Raw genomic sequence first — 16,243 nt, 5'->3', positions numbered from 1 at the left:
TGACAAGCTAAGAAAAAGATGCCTTTGAGCGTTAAAGATAATACAGAGCTCGTTTGCTTGGGAGGGCTATCCTTGTTGATTCATTAATATCATTCGAAATTAAGAAATGATTGGTTGTTTTTTTGGTATAATGAAAGCGTGAAGCGAATCTTTTTTTGTAGTGAAACATGGCTTGTTTGAATCGTCGACAGGGAGCGGTTTCTGCTCTGCTGATGTTGGAAGTTACGCAGTTTACTTCCTTGACGCATGATCGATAAGAAGAGATGGAAGCGGGGGAAGGGCTATGATTAAGCTGATTGCAACGGATTTGGATGGGACATTGCTGAATAAAAATCACCAGATTGGCTGGGAAAATTTGAAAGCGCTGCGCTATGCACGATCCAAAGGTGTTACGCTCGCTATCGCCTCGGGGCGGGCTTTCTTTGATATTCAGCATCTTATCGATGAAGTCGATATCGAAGCGCATATTATTGGGACGAACGGTGCGACGATTCATACCCGTGAAGGGCAACTACTCGGCGCAGATTATCTCAATCGTGAGGAAGCATTGGAAATTATTTCTGAACTGACTGCCAAAGCCTATTATATTGGCGTAACAACTGAAAAAAATATTTTCGTGCCGAGCGAAGGGGTAAGCTGGTTGAACGAGGAGTTGGCTCGCCTCGGCAAACACGAGGATCGGGCAGTCGGTTTTCAGGAAGCAATAAAGAGAGATTTCTACCGTTTCTTTGATTCGGTTGATGAGATTAAAGATAAGGGCGGAGAAATCCGCAAAATTATTGTTTTTTCTTTTGACGATCAGAAATTGGCGGACGCCCGTGCCATTTATGAACGCCAGCATCGCTATAGCATCGTCTCGAGCGGCGCAGGGAATTTTGAAATCATGGCCCGCAATGTATCGAAGGGCAATGCCTTAGATCATCTGGCAAATTATTTAGGCATTCCACTCGAGAATGTGATGGCTATCGGCGATAATTATAACGATCTATCGATGTTCGCGGTCGCTGGTCTGTCGGTTGCTATGGGCAATGCAAATTCGGACATCAAGGAAAAGTGTGACCGTGTGACGGGTGATTGCCAGGATGACGGTGTCGCCCAAGCCATCTATGAAGCGCTCGGTGTGCGTGACCAGACGAGTGATCGGCATTGAAAAAGAAGATCACGCACTATCTTATCCTGTTTGCGGTAGCCTTTGTCCTGCAATGGATCTGGTATAGCTATATCAAACCACGTCCTGGCGAAACACTTGTGGATATGCTTCTGACAGCAGTCGTGTTTGCGGTGATTGTCTTTTTGCTTGATTTATTGGCGAAGAAAAAGCACAACTAAGCGAGTTAAGCTTGTTAGCTGCTTAGTTGAAACTTAATAATAAAGCTATGGTTTAAATTTAATGTTGTTCTTTTAACCAAATATGCAATGTGTGAGACGTCTGCAGGAACAGCGTGCGGACGGTCCTCGCAGACTTTTGCCTGTACGAGGAGGCTCGTGGGTAGCGCCCGCGGTAAGCGAACACATAGTAATAAACGACTAAAAGTAACAGCAGATTTTAACAAAGCCTATCAAAAGAAACAGCAATCTATGAATTGGACAAACGGGCAGGTGAAACAATTGACAAATAAAGAAGCAGGACGCGTATTGGCGCAAAATCGAAAAGCGAGCCACGATTATTTTATAGAGGAGACCGTTGAGGCAGGGCTTGTGCTTCAGGGGACAGAAATTAAGTCAATTCGGCGCGGCAAGGTCAATATTCAAGATGCTTTCGCGCGAATTGAAAGTGGTGAGGCCTATCTTTATAATATGCACATCAGCACCTATGAACAAGGCAATCGCTACAATCATGAGCCGCTCCGGACGCGCAAATTGTTGCTGCATCAGAAGGAAATCAATAAACTAGGCGCTGAAGCCGGCAAACCCGGCTATGCGCTGATTCCATTGAAAGTCTATGTGAAGAACGGATTTGCCAAAGTACTTGTTGGACTGGGACGCGGCAAGAAAATGTTTGATAAGCGGGAAACACTGAAGAAGCAGACCGCCGAACGGGAAATGGCGCGGGCATTCCGTCAGCGACAATGAGAAAGCCTTGCATTATTTTTATGCCTGTAGTAATATAAGTAGTGTCGCTTTTCTAATACAGTTATGGATCGCTTCATGTAATCCTCTTTCATCTGACGCTCACGCGTCCGTACTGATAGGGGGACGTTACGGATTCGACAGGGGTAGGTCGGGTTTAAGCAGCGAGCCGAGGGGGTCGGCCTCGTAAAAACGCCAAAGCCATAACTGGCAAAGCAAACAACAACCTCGCTTTAGCTGCCTAATCAGCTTTTGCGGTCCCTCCCTCCATCGCCCATGTGGTAGGGTCAGGGACTCACTCTAGTGGGATACGCCGGAAGCCTGCATCCTGAAGGCCAAGGAAGAGAACAATCGGGATAGCCTCGCAGAAGCCTGTCAGTAGGCCGATGCCGGGGCGAAACGCTAATATGCTGACTACGCTCGTAGACACTTAAATTACGATGCTTCTGGACGTGGGTTCGACTCCCACCGTCTCCATTATTGGAGTATCAGAGTTGGTTGCGTAAACCAAAAAAGAGAGCCTTAAACCGTTGATACCATGCGGCTTTTGGCTCTTTTTGATTTTTCGCTATCGTTAATCGAAATCAGCATCGTTAAATAACAACGTATTTTTTCACATGCATTTACACAGTCTTTGAAATCGGATTGAGCACCGCAATATCCGTCCCAAATTTGCACATGGCATCGCAGTCGCACTTTAAATCAGAAAATAAAATGTACGCCATTGCAGCTTTTAATGATTGTTCATTTTGTAAGGAGGGGCGAAGCAATTGTGCTTTAATCTCTTTCTCACGTTGGTCAGGAGCAACAAGAAACAGTCTGCAAGTGTTATCCACCGATAAGGAAAGGTCGTACAATCTGAGAATCCCTGAATAGATTGATGTGCTTTTCTCTACCTCAAAAGCACTGACGATTTCATCGTTCTGATTAAGCCATAGGACATCGATAAGTGAAATGGTATCAGAGACGCGCTTATCAATTTCGGATAATGGCAATTTGTGAAGAGAATATTCGCCTAATTTTTTTTCATTAAACTGTCTTTTATGGTCATTTTGTGCGATCCACACTTTATAACCAAGTGATTTTCCAAGCCGTGCCAAATGGTATTGCATCTCACTGTGTGCATTTTCTTCTGCAGAATCATGAAGCACTTGATCATGCCGCTTTTTCAACATTTTTAATCGCTTTTTATCTTCGATGGCTAGCACATGATCAACATTTTCGGGGATGACTAGCCGTCCTGACCCGATTTCAAACAGTAAACCGGTGAAGGCACCTAAATCTTTCGACAGGTTTGAACGTTGATTTGCTGACAGAATATATTCTCTCATTTCAAGATAAGCGGGCCAGGAACCCAGTTTAATTTTTTTACTGAAAAGAGCATTAAACCCGCGGACAATTGATGTGTTGAAAGGCGGAAACATGGTGGGGTGAAGAAAATAGATGATATTGGCGACTGCAGGACCTAATCCTTTAATTTTTAACTGATCGAGTTTGATAATCTCATCAAAAATCTGCTTTTCATTTTTGGCGAGCAAACACGCTTTTAAAAATCTGCCAAAGGCCAGCTGATTTCTTATATTTTCATAAATATCAGGAATTCGGAGCTTTGGTTTCCAAAAAAAAGGGTGAGCCGCACCTTCAAAGATTTGTTTTTGCTCTGCGATAGCCGTAACAACAATCTCCAGACTGGAACCCTTAAAATCATTGCCAAAGGTGCGTCTTTCAATTTCAGTAACCACCTGATTAACGCCTTTTTTTATCGTGCGAAAGGCTTTCAGGCGTTCATCATTATTGATAAACCAAGTATGATAAACCGATTCCGTATCTTTTATATACTCCTCAATAATGTTATCTATTTCTCTATCTGCCAACTGGCATACCTCCGTATAAATTCTCTATTCTTATTATAACGGAAATACAAGCTCGAGAGATGGATAACTCCATTCACAAATAAAAAAGATATTGAGGCCATGTATACAAAAAAAGTGGGGAGAAAAGTTGTATTTCCTCCCCACTTTTATTTACCGCCTTTCACATGAGCTGTCATCTAAGCCCTTTTTAAAATTACTCTGGTTTATTGTTGTTTGAAGAACTTGGTACATAGCTTGAGTGAAAATCTGTATAGTTTACTTCAGTTACCATCCCTGCGTTTGCATGGTGCAGGTCGTGGCAATGGAACATCCAACGACCAGGATTATTGGCCAAGAAAGCAACCACGTAGGTTTCACCAGGTTTTATATTCAATGTATCTTTATATAGGGGCGAACCGGCTAACGGCTTGCCATTCTTACTGAGTATCTGGAATTCATGGCCGTGTAGATGCATCGGGTGATTATTCATCATGTCTTGATTGACCAGCTTCACTTTTACAAGATCGCCTTTTTTAACGTTGATCGGATCGGTATTCGGAAATGTTTTTCCATTGATCGTGTAGATCATTCCATTTCCGTTCATTCCCGCATTGAGATTCATTGTGTAGGTGACATCATATTTCTGATTGAGCGTAAACTGAGGCTTTGTCTTTGTTCCATAGTCAGCAAAATTGATCGCCGGTAATTGTGTGTTTGCATTGGGCTGATCGGTTGACACTTTGCTGCCTTCATAGTTAATCAAGGCCTTCATTCCATTTGTACCCTTTGCTGTTCCATGATCTTCGATCGCCCATTTGCCTGGATTGTCCGCGGTGAAGGAAACATCATACCGTTCGCCTGGCGCGATCGAAATGACCTTATTTTTAACAGCCTGTGGCTTATTTATCGACTGACCATCTGTTGCGATCACTTTAATGTTGTGGCCATGGATATGAATATTATGTGGGAGGTAACCGGCATTAATAAAACGCAGTCGAACCTTATCCCCTTTCTTGACCGTCAAAGGTTTAACCAGACTGCCGCTTTTTCCATTAATCGTGTACAAGTTGTACATGCTCATCTTGTCGGCCATCATATTTCCAGACCTATTCATGCCATTACTGTTTCCGCTATCTGAACTACTCGGATCGGAACCGCCCATGTCCATGCCAGGCATATTGCCCATTCCAGAGTCTCCATTATTCTTCTTTGTCTGTGCCTCTGAAGTCATTGCTTTGATTTGACGATTGATTTGATTTTTATCAGTCACCCACTCATCCAGCATTAAGGTATAATCCTTGTCATATTTTTCTTTGGGGTCTTCGACAATAAAGGCACCATATAACCCTCGGTCCACCTGATTCACTGAATCTTGATGCGAGTGATACCAATAAGTGCCCGCTTGACTAGCAACGAACGCATAAGTGAAGCTCTTTCCAGGGGCTACAGCGTCTTGTGTGATCCCTGGGATACCATCCATCTTATTGGGAACTGGATAGCCGTGCCAGTGAATGGACACAGGCGCAGAAAGCTCATTTTTTATGGTGACACGAACTTTTTGACCCTTTTCGACACGGATTTCCGGACCGGGTGCTGATCCATTAAATGTCCAAACCGGGACTGTAACGCCATTGCTCAACTTTTGTGTGCCTTTTTTGGCGACAAGGGTAATATTCGGACCTCTTAATATTTTGGGTGATCCTGATTCAGCTAATTTGCTGCCTACAGCCTGCTTATTGGCAGCTTTGCTATTATTTACTGTAGTCGCAGAACATGCAGAAACGAGAAGTAATGTAAAAACGGCCAGTGCGACAAAAAGAAGCTTTTTCATGGCAACACGCTCCTTAATTTGTTTCCACAAGTGTATCGGAAAAATGTGGAGAAATTGTGAAGTTTAATAAATACTCAAAAAAAATAATTCAATGTGTCTCGGGGGTCACCGAGCGTTGTCATCGATAGCTAGTAAATTGTAAAAATAAAGGCGTCACGTATACAGAAAAGGCAGAAGAAACAGAAATATTTCTCATGGATTTTCCGTATTGCTCGTGTTTATTCAAGGAATGATTATGAAAATAGATATGTTTTTTTCATACCCTAACAAAATCTACACATCTATTTATTAGGCTTTGTTAAAATCCTGTTGTTTTTTTAATCGCTTATTACCATGTGTTCGCTTGCCGCGGGCGCACCGCGAGCCTCCTCAGACAAGCTAATATCTGCGAGGCCCGTCTGGCACGCTGTTCCCGCAGGCGTCTCACACATTGCCTTTTCGTCAGAAAACAACATTAAATTTAAACATAGCTATTTATTAAGATGTATCGGACCAAAGGATCGCTGTAGGTCCTATTCATGCAAAAGACTATACGACGTGTAGGCAACAGATTGTTCCTGTTTATCATTTGATCAAAATACCCCAGGTGGGTATAATGAAAGTGAAAGGAGATGGCAAGAGCTGCCACGATAATGCTTTCTTGGAACAAATACAAACAATTACTCTAGATGTTGACTTGACTTCTGGATGAACGGATATGAGGGGATGAGATGAATGCGTTCAAAGGCGATGCAGATCGGGATTACTGGAATGACCTGTGCCTCCTGCTCAACAAGGATTGAAAAGTCGCTTAATAAGATAGATGGCGTCGAGGCGAATGTCAACCTCGCCTTGGAAGAAGCAAAGGTGACCATCAATGAGGAGAAGGCAAAACCCACGGACATTGTACAAAAGATTGAAAAGCTGGGCTACGGAGTACGAACGCAAAGGTTGGATGCTACCATTCTCGGAATGACTTGTGCCTCCTGTGCCACGCGCATAGAAAAAGGATTGGGCCGTATGGCTGGTGTCGTATCAGCCCAGGTTAATCTAGCGACTGAATCAGGAACTGTGATCTTTCAGCCTGGGATTACTGAGCCTCATTTAATTTTCGATCAAGTGAAAAAGCTTGGTTACAGGGCTGTTCCCAAAAAAGAACAGGCGATGGACGCGAAAGAAATGGAACTCAGGAAAAAATTTGTGAAACTGATCTTATCCGCTATTCTTTCGTTGCCGCTACTTTACACGATGATTGCACATTTACCTTTTAATATAGGTCTTCCGATCCCTGGCTTGCTGATGAATCCATGGTTCCAACTTATCGTGGCCGGTATTGTGCAGTTTTATATCGGTGGCCAGTTTTATGTCAGCGGTATAAAAGCTCTGTTAAATAAGAGTGCTAATATGGATGTCCTCGTAGCATTGGGTACGAGCGCTGCTTATTTTTACAGTGCATTTGAGGCTTTCCGTTATCAATTCGGCGGACTCACCAATCCTGAACTCTATTTTGAAACGAGTGCTCTCTTAATTACACTTGTCCTGTTGGGGAAATATTTTGAATCACGTGCAAAAAGGCGGACGACTGCGGCGATTACTGAACTGATGGGATTGCAAGCCAAAGAGGCCACAATCATTGAGGATGGGAAGGAACGAAAAGTACCGATCGATCAGGTTGCTGTCGGTGATTTGTTACGTGTCAAACCTGGAGAAAAAATACCTGTAGATGGTATCGTTGTCGCCGGCCGTTCTTCTGTTGACGAATCGATGATTACCGGTGAATCCATTCCTGTTGAAAAACAAATAGATGACAAAGTCATCGGTGCAACGGTAAATGCAAACGGCATGCTAACAATGAAGGCTGAAAAAGTGGGGAAAGATACGGCACTCGCCGGGATTGTCAAAATTGTTGAAGAAGCCCAAGGATCAAAAGCACCGATCCAACGGCTCGCTGACAGTATCTCGGGTATCTTTGTACCGATTGTTATCGGTATTTCGGTGCTGGCATTTCTTGTCTGGATTCTGTTTGTCACGCCGGGTCATTTTGCCCCAGCGTTGATTGCGGCTATTAGCGTCCTTGTGATTGCCTGCCCTTGCGCTTTAGGATTAGCAACGCCGACATCCATCATGGTTGGAACCGGCAAAGGAGCTGAGAACGGCATTCTTTTTAAAGGAGGTGAATTTCTGGAAACAACCCAAAATCTGCAGGCGATACTATTCGATAAGACGGGGACAATTACGAATGGGAAACCGGAAGTTACTGACATTGTTGCATTGAATGGCACAGCAAAGGAAGAACTCTTAACGCTTGCTGCTTCAGCTGAATCAGCCAGTGAACATCCGCTTGCACAGGCGATTGTTACTTATGGGAAGCAGAGCAGCCTAGAGCTTCCATCACCGGATCAGTTCAAAGCTCTTGCCGGTTATGGTATTAAAGCAAATGTTTCCGGAAAGGAAATAGCAATAGGCACACGGCGGTTGATGAAAGAGGAAGGTATCTCTTATTCTGAGGCTGAGGATCAAATGAAGAAGCTTGAGTCGGAAGGAAAAACGGCAATGTTTATCGCCTACGATAGAAAACTTCAGGGGATCATTGCCGTTGCAGACACGATCAAGACATCTTCGAAACAAGCGATTGAAGCATTGAAGGCACGCGGTCTTTCGGTCTATATGATTACTGGCGATAATGAGCGGACGGCTCAGGCAATTGCCAGACAGGCAGGCATTGACCATGTGTTTTCCGAGGTCCTTCCCGAGGAAAAAGCAGCTAAAGTAAAAATGCTTCAAGAAAAAGGACTGAAGGTAGCCATGGTCGGTGATGGAATAAATGACGCGCCTGCATTGGCTACAGCAGATATCGGTATGGCGATTGGCACTGGAACGGACGTGGCGATTGAGGCAGCTGATATCACATTGGTTGGTGGCGATCTGCTTCATATTCCAAAAGCGATTGAATTAAGCCGGAAAACGATGCGAAACATTCGCCAGAACTTGTTTTGGGCACTGTTCTATAATATTGTCGGCATTCCTGTGGCCGCACTTGGCCTGCTTGCGCCATGGGTAGCCGGTGCTGCCATGGCCTTCAGCTCTGTATCCGTTGTAGCGAATAGTTTACGACTGAAACGGGTCAAAGTCTGATATTGAAAGTTTTTTGATTGAGAATCTAAAGTGCATCAAAAAGATGAAAAGGAGATTGATGACTTATGGCAAAGACTACACTTGATGTAAAAGGTATGCATTGCGGACATTGTAAAGCCTCAGTTACAAATGCTTTAAAGGGATTAGATGGTGTATCTGATGTTTCAGTGGATCTTGAAAAAGGTAAAGCCTCAGTTGAATATGATGAGGCAAGGGTTCAATTCGGTAAGATGAAAGAAGCAGTTGAAGAACAAGGATACGATGTTGTCGGACAGAATTAATTGTTACGAAGTGCCTCGCCCGGAATGGGTTAGAGGCATTTTTTTTAGGCGATAAGTAAGAATGTGCGCTGATTTTAATTTGTTGAAAAATATTATCACGAAAATATTTGCTGTATGATGGAAGAAGGTGATGTATGTGAAGAAATTACAGGTCTTAATGGTGGATGATGACTGGAAGTTACGCAATTTGTTACGGATCTATTTGTCCAAAGAAGGCTTTAATCCTGTTGAGGCAGCGGATGGTCATGAAGCGCTGCTGAAAATAAAAAATCAGTCCTTTGATCTGGTCATCCTTGATGTAATGATGCCCAATATGGATGGTTGGCAGGTCTGCCGATCGATCCGGAAGACACAATCTGTTCCTATCCTGATGCTAACGGCTCTCGGTGAGACAAAAGAAAAAGTCCAGGGGTTGGAACTCGGGGCTGATGATTATCTGACGAAGCCCTTTGACCCGGAGGAACTTATTGCGCGTATTCATGCATTGATTCGTCGCGCATCTTCGACACCTGCCAATCAAACAAATAACGATGTGCTGTATTTTTCTGAATTAACGATTGACAGAGATGGACGCCAGGTCTTTGTTCATGATCAATCGTTGGATTTAACCCCAAAAGAATTCGATCTTTTTGCAACGCTGGCGAAAAATAAAGGCCGTGTTCTGTCCCGTGAACAGTTGATCGAGCAAATATGGGGTTATGATTTCGAAGGAGATGCGCGGGTTGTTGATATCCACGTCAAAAATATCAGAGAGAAATTAAAAAGATCCGGTTTAGCCTATAACCCGATTCAGACAAGCTGGGGGGTCGGCTACAAATTTGAGGCAGAGGTTGGAAAATCATGACGATCAATCGAATTGGCTTAAAATTGGGTGCGGCTGTACTCGCGCTGATGATTGTGATTCTCGTGTCTTCCGGCCTTGCGGTGGATCGCTTGTTCACCAATTTCTATGATGCGCAAATGAAGGACAATACACAGGAAATTGCGGCACACTTTGTAACCATGGCAGCGTCTAATGATAGCTCTTCGCAATCCATGATTCGCGCTTTTGCTAAATTTTCAAGTGTGAAGGTCTTTTGGTTGACTCATGAAGGAAAAATTTTGACGCTTTCAGGAGAAAAAAAGCAGAATCTATCTTTTATACGGGCACGTGATACCCACCGACTGCATTCCGGCCATTCTGTAGCCTTTCAAAAACAGGATAGTCAGGGAAATCGGTTTTATGTCGTTGGAAAACCTGTTCGAATGGGAAGAACGACGGGATCTGCGCTCTATATTGTCTCATCCATGAAAAAAATAGACAATTCCTTACAACGCCTTCGGAATTTGCTGATGCTTTCTGGATTAGGCGCTTTTCTTCTCGCTTTAGGGATGATTCTAATCATGAGTAAACTACTTTCACGTCGACTGCTTCAAATGCAACAAATGACCAATACAATGGCAAAAGGAAACTGGGAGGCGCGGCTTCAGGTCGGAAGTCAGGATGAAATTGGTATGCTTGGGCACTCCATTAATGATCTGGCTGCAAGTCTGCAAAGATATCGCGATACACGGCGAGCGTTTTTCTCAAACATTTCACATGAACTCCGAACGCCAGTAACTTATCTACAGGGGTATGCTAAAGTTCTTAAAGATGGATTAGTTGATTCTGATAAAGAAAAAGAGCAGTATCTGTCTATTATTTATCAGGAATCCGTCCGACTTGAACATTTGATTAATGACCTGTTCGACCTCTCAAAAATGGAGGAAGGACAGATCAAATTGAATATGGAATGGATGGATTTGAAAGTAACCATTAAAACAGCTGTTCAGAAAGTTAAACTTAAAGCTGAAAATAAGCGGTTAAGTATACAGATCGATATACATGATCCTATCCCTCTTTTACGAGGCGATCAAAAGCGGATGGAGCAGGTGCTTTTAAATTTACTTGAAAATGCCATCCGCTATACGGAGAAGGGCAGTGTTCTTGTACGACTGACTGCGACAAAAGAAGCAACTATTCTGTCTGTTTCAGACACCGGCATTGGCATTCCTGAAAAAGAGTTGCCTTACATTTTTGAGCGATTTTATCGAGTGGAGAAGTCCCGTGCGCGTGAATACGGCGGGACAGGTTTAGGTTTATCCCTCGTCAAAAAATACGTTGAAATGCAGGGTGGAACGGTTCGCGTGGCTAGTCAAATGGGTGTCGGGACGACTTTTATATTAATCTTTACTCATGAAAAAAAGCAGAGAAGGGGCGGGATTAGCTAATGAAGAAAATAGATTGGTTTTTTTCCATCCTTTTAATCATCATGGGACTTACCTGCCTACTCTTCTCTGCCAATGCATTTGGCCATGAAAGCTTTCTTGCATTTGGAAGAACTCTTTTCAAAGTCTGCATGTGGGCCGCCTGCCCTGCGATCCTCTTCGGCATCCTTTATGTCTGGTTCCATTACCGAAACAAAGGATAATACCTTTTTAAGAAAGTATAAGGATTTGTGCACAAAAATGCAGCGCAGGTGCTCTGGCGCCTTGCGGGAACTGCGAGTCAAGTGAGCCCCCGCAGATTCTCGCTTGTCAGAGGAGACGCGGCGCCCGAGGAAACGAGCAACCGAAGCGCAATTGTTGAAAAAGGACTTGGCTATGCCAAAATTTTTTCTGAGAATTTATTCACTTTCAACATGCTTTCCACACAAGTTCAACACAATTCTAGTCTAAAATCATGATTAAAGAATGAGAGGAGGAAGGAATCAATGGATCTGAGCTGGTTAGCGTTACTTGCTTGTCCGCTGATGATGCTCCCAATGATGTTATTGATGATGAGAGGAAATCATTCAGACGCAAAACATTCCGGACATCAAAAAAGTTCTACTGAAGTAGATGACCTGAAAGAACAGAATAAACGCTTGAAGGAACAACTTCAGCAGCTTAAAAGTAAGCAAGAATAATAAAATTAAGGAGGAATTTATAATGAATTGTTGTGGAAATCATGATCATAAACAGGAAAATGAAAATCATGATGAACATGGAACGCAGCAACACAATCATCATCGGATGATGGCTGTCTGCCTCATTATCCCAATAGCTGTGATCATCGGTCTGTTTTTCACAGGGGGATTTTCAGGATCAAATTTGCTCATCCTCGCGGCGGTACTCATTTGCCCATTGATGCATCTGTTTATGATGCCGGCTATGATGAAGAAAGGTAATGGACATCATCATTGATCTGTAAAATAATTTTACATCGATTCTTCTTTATAGGGGACGAAAACCCAACCAGGTTTTTCGTCTTTTTTTAATGGGGGCTCCAGCTTGGAAACGTCGGTGCACGCGGCAAGCGAACAGCCGAAGTACGTGACGCAAAAAAAGGATTTGGTTAAGCCAAGTTTTTCTAAAAAAATCTGTTGTAATCTTAAGGAAATTGTTATTCATTTCACCGTGCTCGCCACTTATTCCGACTTTTGCGATTCAACCCAATTGAATAAATTGGACATGACCTGACTGGATTGGTCAAATAACTGTCCAGACTGTTTCATTAATACGGTTGTTTCGTTCGCTGTCTCGTGATTTTGCATCAGTTGGAGTACCTGTAAGCAGAGTATGCAATCTTCGAGACTCATCTGATTCTGCTCACAATAAGTCACCAATTTTTTTACATCCTCCAAAATTTTAATAATTGTGTTCATTTTACGATTCCTTTCTTAGACAGAAATATTTTCAGTTGCGAGAACGTATGATTTGTAGGTCGCTGATAAAGAAATAATTGCAGAGACTAAAAAAAATAACACACCGATAAAGCTGAAAGAAGATGCAATGACTTTATTCCATTCATTTTGTAAAACGACTTCGCGCGTCTGATTCACACCAAACACCTCATTCCTTTCATCAACCTTTACGCAACCATGTTATTCGCCTAATCACGATGTGTTCCTGATTATTGAATAATCATTTATGAGGTCTATCTCGAGCATTTGTTAAAGAAATTCGGACAGATTCAGAACGCTCATTATAATCCCATTTGATTTATGATAATTTTCTAATATTAAATCTTGCTGATTTTCCTTCACTTGCTCTAACTATTGACGATAATCTATGTGACATTCAATGAAAGGAGGGGGAACTATGTCGATAAGTGGTGTCTCATCGAGCATTCAGAATCGATTCGATTATGCAACACAACAAGCACAAGCTCAGCAATTACATGCAGCACAGCAAAATCAACAAGTACAAGCAGCGGCTGTAGACAAAGATCATGACAATGACCAGGGTAGCGAAGCTGCGGAAGGACTCGGCAAATTGATTGATATCAGAGGGTAACTCAACTCTATGCATCAATGGTAGTAAAACTTCCGTCGGATCTCGCTAATAAAAATGATCAATAGAAAAATGAGGACTATAAGCGTAGTCCTCATTTTGTCTCAAGAAGAAACATTTATGACCCGTTTGGGAAAGGTGGGTCAGTAACGCACTCGAGCACCTTTTAGGAACAATACCGGCGCGGCTCGTATAAGACTTTGAACTTCTAAAGTTGACGTGGCGCCCGCGGAAGGCGACAGCCGGCGTGCACTTGTTGCAAAAAAAGACTTGGATAAGTCTCGTTTTTCTAATGACAAAATTTTCATGTGACGTGCGAATGATTATTAATGAGCAATCATTTAATCCTAATAAGAAGAATATCTGTGTAAAGAAAGGAGCGTGAGCCTAATGATGGGTTGGGGTTGGAATAATGGAATGATGGGCTGGGGCTATGGATCGGCCTTAGTAGGAGGGATTATTCAGATGCTGTTCTTACTGGTTGTCATCATTTTGGTATTTCTATTGATTAAGCGAGGCAACCATCTTTTTGGATCGGAAAATTACTCACGTAGCGAAGAAATACTTAAAGAACGGTTCGCAAAAGGTGAGATTACAGAGGAAGAATATAAGAAAATGAAAGACGTACTAAAAAAGTGATAATAAACCTTCGAAATGTAATCGATGTTTCTTGAGCGCTCATCCGGCGCTCTATTTTTATGCGCTTGAATAGATATGATTTGGTAGTTTTGCAATCAGACTCAACCGGTTTTATAGTCATTTTTCAGAAGTGACACAAAGCGAAATAATTCAAGTGTAAATGCCATTCCAGTAACCCAGGCTGCTCCAAAGACGTAGCCCGCAACTAAATCACTTGGGTTTATATGATAGAGATAGACATTGCAAATAGAAAAACTTAATAAAATGAAAATTAATACGAAAAACAAAATCCCTCCGAAAATATAATTCCTTTGATGACGCAGAAACATCAGCAAGAGTGCGCCATAGAAAGTAACAAAGGTCACTGCGTTCATGTCTGGAAAATCTGAACTGACCGTGCTGCTACTTAGTATATAATGGAATACCCAGCGTAAACCGGATGAGAAGAGAAAACTACCGACCACGATTATTGTTAAGAAAAGAAGTTCAAGCCAGCGGTTTGTATTATTGATAAAGATGATGAGTACTGTGAAAATGAAAACAATGCCCAAAGCCGTCCATGAAGATAGAGTATACAAATGATTCATAAGTGGACGCCAATGATCATTGAATAGAGAGAAAATGATTGTTCTTGATATCGTGTTGAAATGATTGAACTCTTGAGCAACGAAGTCTTGAATCAATCCGATCATAAATGTAAAAAGAGAGACAAAAATTATAAAGACGCAGACAATATAGAGTTTAATTCTTAAAAAGCTTCTGTAGCGCTTAAAAAAAGATTTAAATAGAAGCAAAATGGATTCTTTAAGATAATCTTTATTCGCCTTAATCACAAAATAACCGATAAGACCAATACAAATAAGTATGCTGATCAATAAGAGCCATTTTTTAATTTCGACTTGATACTTGTCCCATTCCGGACCCAGTATGAAGCCGAGGAAAACAAAGGTGCTCACCCAAAGATAGACCCCTATGTAAGAGAAGAAACAAAAAGAACGAAAGGGTAGATGAATAATCCCAGAAATAATGCTCGCAATATGGCGTATTCCAGGAACGAAGTAAGAGAAAATCAGCAAGACCTTCCCATATTTACCGTACCACTTCGCTATTCTTTCCATTTTTTCAGGCCCCATATGGATATAGTGGCCGAACTTACGAAAGAATGGTGCACCGAGTTTATAGCCAATCCAATACGAGATCGTGACCCCGATTATTCCACCCATACCGGCAAAGAAGATAGATAAAAAAAGATTCATTTTTCCTTTGAAAGCGAGAATACCTACATAACTAAGGAGTGCTTCATTTGGAATCGGGATGCAGATAAGTTCGAGCATGAGTGATATAAATATGGCAATATATCCGTATTGGTTAAGCAAATGAATGATTCCGTTCATCGAATGCCTCCACTGTATCTATCAAAATATTATCGGGAATAGTTTCGTCGATTTGACTAATGAGCAATAAAAAAATGATAAAGAGTTCTTTGATAGTTTATACTTTTTTCAAAGTTTTTTCAGTGTTTTTATTCTGTTATTTTTTTCGTTATTCGATACGTCATTTTCGCAATTGAATTCGAGTAGGCAACCCATGGTTTAGAAGAATGAGCTAAGCCAAGTTTTTCTGAAGAGCAGCTCATTTTTATATTTGAAAACTATGATATGGTCTGAATTAGTTGAAATGTGGTGAAGCTAAGCTTGACGATCAATAGCACATTTCGATGCTAGTCATTAGTCGCAAAAAAACAGCGGGGGGATAAAAAGGATAAAAATGCATCGAAACAGAATTTCCAAAGTTAATATGGTATATTTTATTGATGGACAATAGTTTGTCACAAATATGAATATGATGCGAGTGTTGCTTATGTATAAAGTACTGAAAACGATTCATCTTACTGCTGGGTTAGTTGGTTCTTTGCTCGTTTTACTGATGGCTGTAACAGGCATTTTATTGAACCATCGTTCCTTAATTGGCTATTCTTCAAATACCACGATGCGGTTGCAGGAATTTATTTTCGCGATTCACTCTGGAACAATAGGAAATACATCGATCGTTTGGCTTACTGACCTTGGGGCGATCTGTATGATTATTCTGAGCTTATCTGGTATTTGGATGTGGATTCATTTCATCATAAAAATAAGGAACAGAAAAAAGAGGCGGTAAAA

Annotated in this window: 18 protein-coding genes and 1 other RNA gene; 14 read left to right on the top strand and 5 right to left on the bottom strand. The window is 41.9% G+C overall.

The genetic code is table 11. From position 1 onward, the window contains the following. The first annotated feature begins 283 nt into the window (after positions 1–283). The 4 genes from JOC27_RS02975 to ssrA all read left to right on the top strand — a co-directional run bounded on the left by JOC27_RS02975 (position 284) and on the right by ssrA (position 2,550). Positions 284–1,150, top strand: coding sequence for a Cof-type HAD-IIB family hydrolase (locus JOC27_RS02975; RefSeq protein ID WP_205005521.1), 867 nt, complete (start codon positions 284–286; stop codon positions 1,148–1,150). After that, on the top strand, positions 1,147–1,329 hold the full coding sequence (locus JOC27_RS02970) for a hypothetical protein (protein ID WP_205005520.1): 183 nt from the start codon (positions 1,147–1,149) through the stop codon (positions 1,327–1,329). The genes JOC27_RS02975 and JOC27_RS02970 overlap by 4 nt, the downstream gene beginning before the upstream one ends. Before the next feature lie 249 nt (positions 1,330–1,578). After that, complete coding sequence (gene smpB, locus JOC27_RS02965) at positions 1,579–2,073, top strand: SsrA-binding protein SmpB (protein ID WP_205005624.1); 495 nt, start codon at positions 1,579–1,581, stop codon at positions 2,071–2,073. A gap of 119 nt (positions 2,074–2,192) precedes the next feature. Further along, positions 2,193–2,550: a transfer-messenger RNA gene (gene ssrA, locus JOC27_RS02960) on the top strand. A 143-nt stretch (positions 2,551–2,693) separates the two neighbouring features. Here ssrA and JOC27_RS02955 read toward each other — a convergent pair. Both JOC27_RS02955 and JOC27_RS02950 read right to left on the bottom strand, forming a co-directional pair. Continuing rightward, positions 2,694–3,944, bottom strand: a complete 1,251-nt coding sequence (locus tag JOC27_RS02955; RefSeq protein WP_239529456.1) for a hypothetical protein — start codon at positions 3,942–3,944, stop codon at positions 2,694–2,696. A 193-nt stretch (positions 3,945–4,137) separates the two neighbouring features. Then, on the bottom strand, positions 4,138–5,754 hold the full coding sequence (locus JOC27_RS02950; protein WP_205005519.1) for a multicopper oxidase family protein: 1,617 nt from the start codon (positions 5,752–5,754) through the stop codon (positions 4,138–4,140). A 714-nt stretch (positions 5,755–6,468) separates the two neighbouring features. Here JOC27_RS02950 and JOC27_RS02945 point away from each other — a divergent pair. The 7 genes from JOC27_RS02945 (at position 6,469) to JOC27_RS02915 (ending at position 12,353) form a co-directional block, all read left to right on the top strand. After that, positions 6,469–8,868 (top strand): heavy metal translocating P-type ATPase, encoded by a 2,400-nt coding sequence (locus JOC27_RS02945; RefSeq protein ID WP_205005518.1) that lies wholly within the window; start codon positions 6,469–6,471, stop codon positions 8,866–8,868. A 65-nt stretch (positions 8,869–8,933) separates the two neighbouring features. Then, a complete protein-coding gene (copZ, locus tag JOC27_RS02940) occupies positions 8,934–9,149 on the top strand; it encodes a copper chaperone CopZ (RefSeq protein ID WP_205005517.1) in 216 nt (71 codons plus the stop codon). A 130-nt stretch (positions 9,150–9,279) separates the two neighbouring features. Beyond that, positions 9,280–9,993, top strand: a complete 714-nt coding sequence (locus tag JOC27_RS02935; RefSeq protein WP_205005516.1) for a response regulator transcription factor — start codon at positions 9,280–9,282, stop codon at positions 9,991–9,993. After that, a complete protein-coding gene (locus tag JOC27_RS02930) occupies positions 9,990–11,399 on the top strand; it encodes a sensor histidine kinase (protein ID WP_205005515.1) in 1,410 nt (469 codons plus the stop codon). The genes JOC27_RS02935 and JOC27_RS02930 overlap by 4 nt, the downstream gene beginning before the upstream one ends. Next, positions 11,399–11,599, top strand: coding sequence for a hypothetical protein (locus tag JOC27_RS02925; protein WP_205005514.1), 201 nt, complete (start codon positions 11,399–11,401; stop codon positions 11,597–11,599). The genes JOC27_RS02930 and JOC27_RS02925 overlap by 1 nt, the downstream gene beginning before the upstream one ends. 282 nt (positions 11,600–11,881) lie before the next feature. Further along, positions 11,882–12,076: a hypothetical protein gene (locus JOC27_RS02920; RefSeq protein ID WP_205005513.1), complete on the top strand. Its 195-nt coding sequence runs from the start codon at positions 11,882–11,884 to the stop codon at positions 12,074–12,076. Positions 12,077–12,098: 22 nt separating this feature from the next. Further along, positions 12,099–12,353, top strand: a complete 255-nt coding sequence (locus tag JOC27_RS02915; RefSeq protein ID WP_205005512.1) for a DUF2933 domain-containing protein — start codon at positions 12,099–12,101, stop codon at positions 12,351–12,353. A 224-nt stretch (positions 12,354–12,577) separates the two neighbouring features. On the opposite strand, the gene JOC27_RS02910 is transcribed toward JOC27_RS02915, so the two are convergent. Together JOC27_RS02910 and JOC27_RS02905 are read right to left on the bottom strand one after the other, a co-directional pair. Next, positions 12,578–12,814 (bottom strand): hypothetical protein, encoded by a 237-nt coding sequence (locus JOC27_RS02910; RefSeq protein ID WP_205005511.1) that lies wholly within the window; start codon positions 12,812–12,814, stop codon positions 12,578–12,580. 15 nt (positions 12,815–12,829) lie between these two features. Continuing rightward, positions 12,830–12,991, bottom strand: a complete 162-nt coding sequence (locus JOC27_RS02905) for a hypothetical protein (protein WP_205005510.1) — start codon at positions 12,989–12,991, stop codon at positions 12,830–12,832. Positions 12,992–13,250: 259 nt separating this feature from the next. Between JOC27_RS02905 and JOC27_RS02900 the strand changes: the two genes are divergently transcribed. Further along, the gene (locus JOC27_RS02900; protein ID WP_205005509.1) at positions 13,251–13,445 is read left to right on the top strand and encodes a hypothetical protein; all 195 of its coding nucleotides are present in this window, start codon (positions 13,251–13,253) and stop codon (positions 13,443–13,445) included. Positions 13,446–13,832: 387 nt separating this feature from the next. Continuing rightward, complete coding sequence (locus JOC27_RS02895) at positions 13,833–14,081, top strand: SHOCT domain-containing protein (RefSeq protein ID WP_205005508.1); 249 nt, start codon at positions 13,833–13,835, stop codon at positions 14,079–14,081. A 101-nt stretch (positions 14,082–14,182) separates the two neighbouring features. Here the strand turns inward: JOC27_RS02895 and JOC27_RS02890 are convergent, their stop codons facing one another. Beyond that, positions 14,183–15,475 carry a VTT domain-containing protein gene (locus JOC27_RS02890; protein WP_205005507.1) on the bottom strand — a complete coding sequence of 431 codons (1,293 nt, stop codon included), beginning with the start codon at positions 15,473–15,475 and terminating at the stop codon, positions 14,183–14,185. 466 nt (positions 15,476–15,941) lie between these two features. On the opposite strand from JOC27_RS02890, the gene JOC27_RS02885 reads away from it, so the two are divergent. Next, on the top strand, positions 15,942–16,241 hold the full coding sequence (locus tag JOC27_RS02885; RefSeq protein WP_205005506.1) for a hypothetical protein: 300 nt from the start codon (positions 15,942–15,944) through the stop codon (positions 16,239–16,241). The last annotated feature ends 2 nt before the right edge of the window (positions 16,242–16,243 follow it).

This window comes from Sporolactobacillus spathodeae (assembly GCF_016908935.1).
Lineage (GTDB): Bacteria > Bacillota > Bacilli > Bacillales > Sporolactobacillaceae > Sporolactobacillus > Sporolactobacillus spathodeae.
The sequence above is the reverse complement of the archived record's forward strand: the minus strand, read 5'-3'. Positions and strand labels throughout refer to the sequence as shown.

Excerpts from the sequence above, each read along its gene's own strand:
- JOC27_RS02975 (WP_205005521.1), top strand. The coding sequence starts at position 284 with ATGATTAAGCTGATTGCAACGGATTTGGATGGGACATTGCTGAATAAA.
- smpB (WP_205005624.1), top strand. The coding sequence starts at position 1,579 with ATGAATTGGACAAACGGGCAGGTGAAACAATTGACAAATAAAGAAGCA.
- JOC27_RS02950 (WP_205005519.1), bottom strand. The coding sequence starts at position 5,754 with ATGAAAAAGCTTCTTTTTGTCGCACTGGCCGTTTTTACATTACTTCTC.
- JOC27_RS02945 (WP_205005518.1), top strand. The coding sequence starts at position 6,469 with ATGCGTTCAAAGGCGATGCAGATCGGGATTACTGGAATGACCTGTGCC.
- copZ (WP_205005517.1), top strand. The coding sequence starts at position 8,934 with ATGGCAAAGACTACACTTGATGTAAAAGGTATGCATTGCGGACATTGT.
- JOC27_RS02935 (WP_205005516.1), top strand. The coding sequence starts at position 9,280 with ATGTATGTGAAGAAATTACAGGTCTTAATGGTGGATGATGACTGGAAG.
- JOC27_RS02930 (WP_205005515.1), top strand. The coding sequence starts at position 9,990 with ATGACGATCAATCGAATTGGCTTAAAATTGGGTGCGGCTGTACTCGCG.
- JOC27_RS02925 (WP_205005514.1), top strand. The coding sequence starts at position 11,399 with ATGAAGAAAATAGATTGGTTTTTTTCCATCCTTTTAATCATCATGGGA.
- JOC27_RS02920 (WP_205005513.1), top strand. The coding sequence starts at position 11,882 with ATGGATCTGAGCTGGTTAGCGTTACTTGCTTGTCCGCTGATGATGCTC.
- JOC27_RS02915 (WP_205005512.1), top strand. The coding sequence starts at position 12,099 with ATGAATTGTTGTGGAAATCATGATCATAAACAGGAAAATGAAAATCAT.
- JOC27_RS02910 (WP_205005511.1), bottom strand. The coding sequence starts at position 12,814 with ATGAACACAATTATTAAAATTTTGGAGGATGTAAAAAAATTGGTGACT.
- JOC27_RS02900 (WP_205005509.1), top strand. The coding sequence starts at position 13,251 with ATGTCGATAAGTGGTGTCTCATCGAGCATTCAGAATCGATTCGATTAT.
- JOC27_RS02895 (WP_205005508.1), top strand. The coding sequence starts at position 13,833 with ATGATGGGTTGGGGTTGGAATAATGGAATGATGGGCTGGGGCTATGGA.
- JOC27_RS02890 (WP_205005507.1), bottom strand. The coding sequence starts at position 15,475 with ATGAACGGAATCATTCATTTGCTTAACCAATACGGATATATTGCCATA.
- JOC27_RS02885 (WP_205005506.1), top strand. The coding sequence starts at position 15,942 with ATGTATAAAGTACTGAAAACGATTCATCTTACTGCTGGGTTAGTTGGT.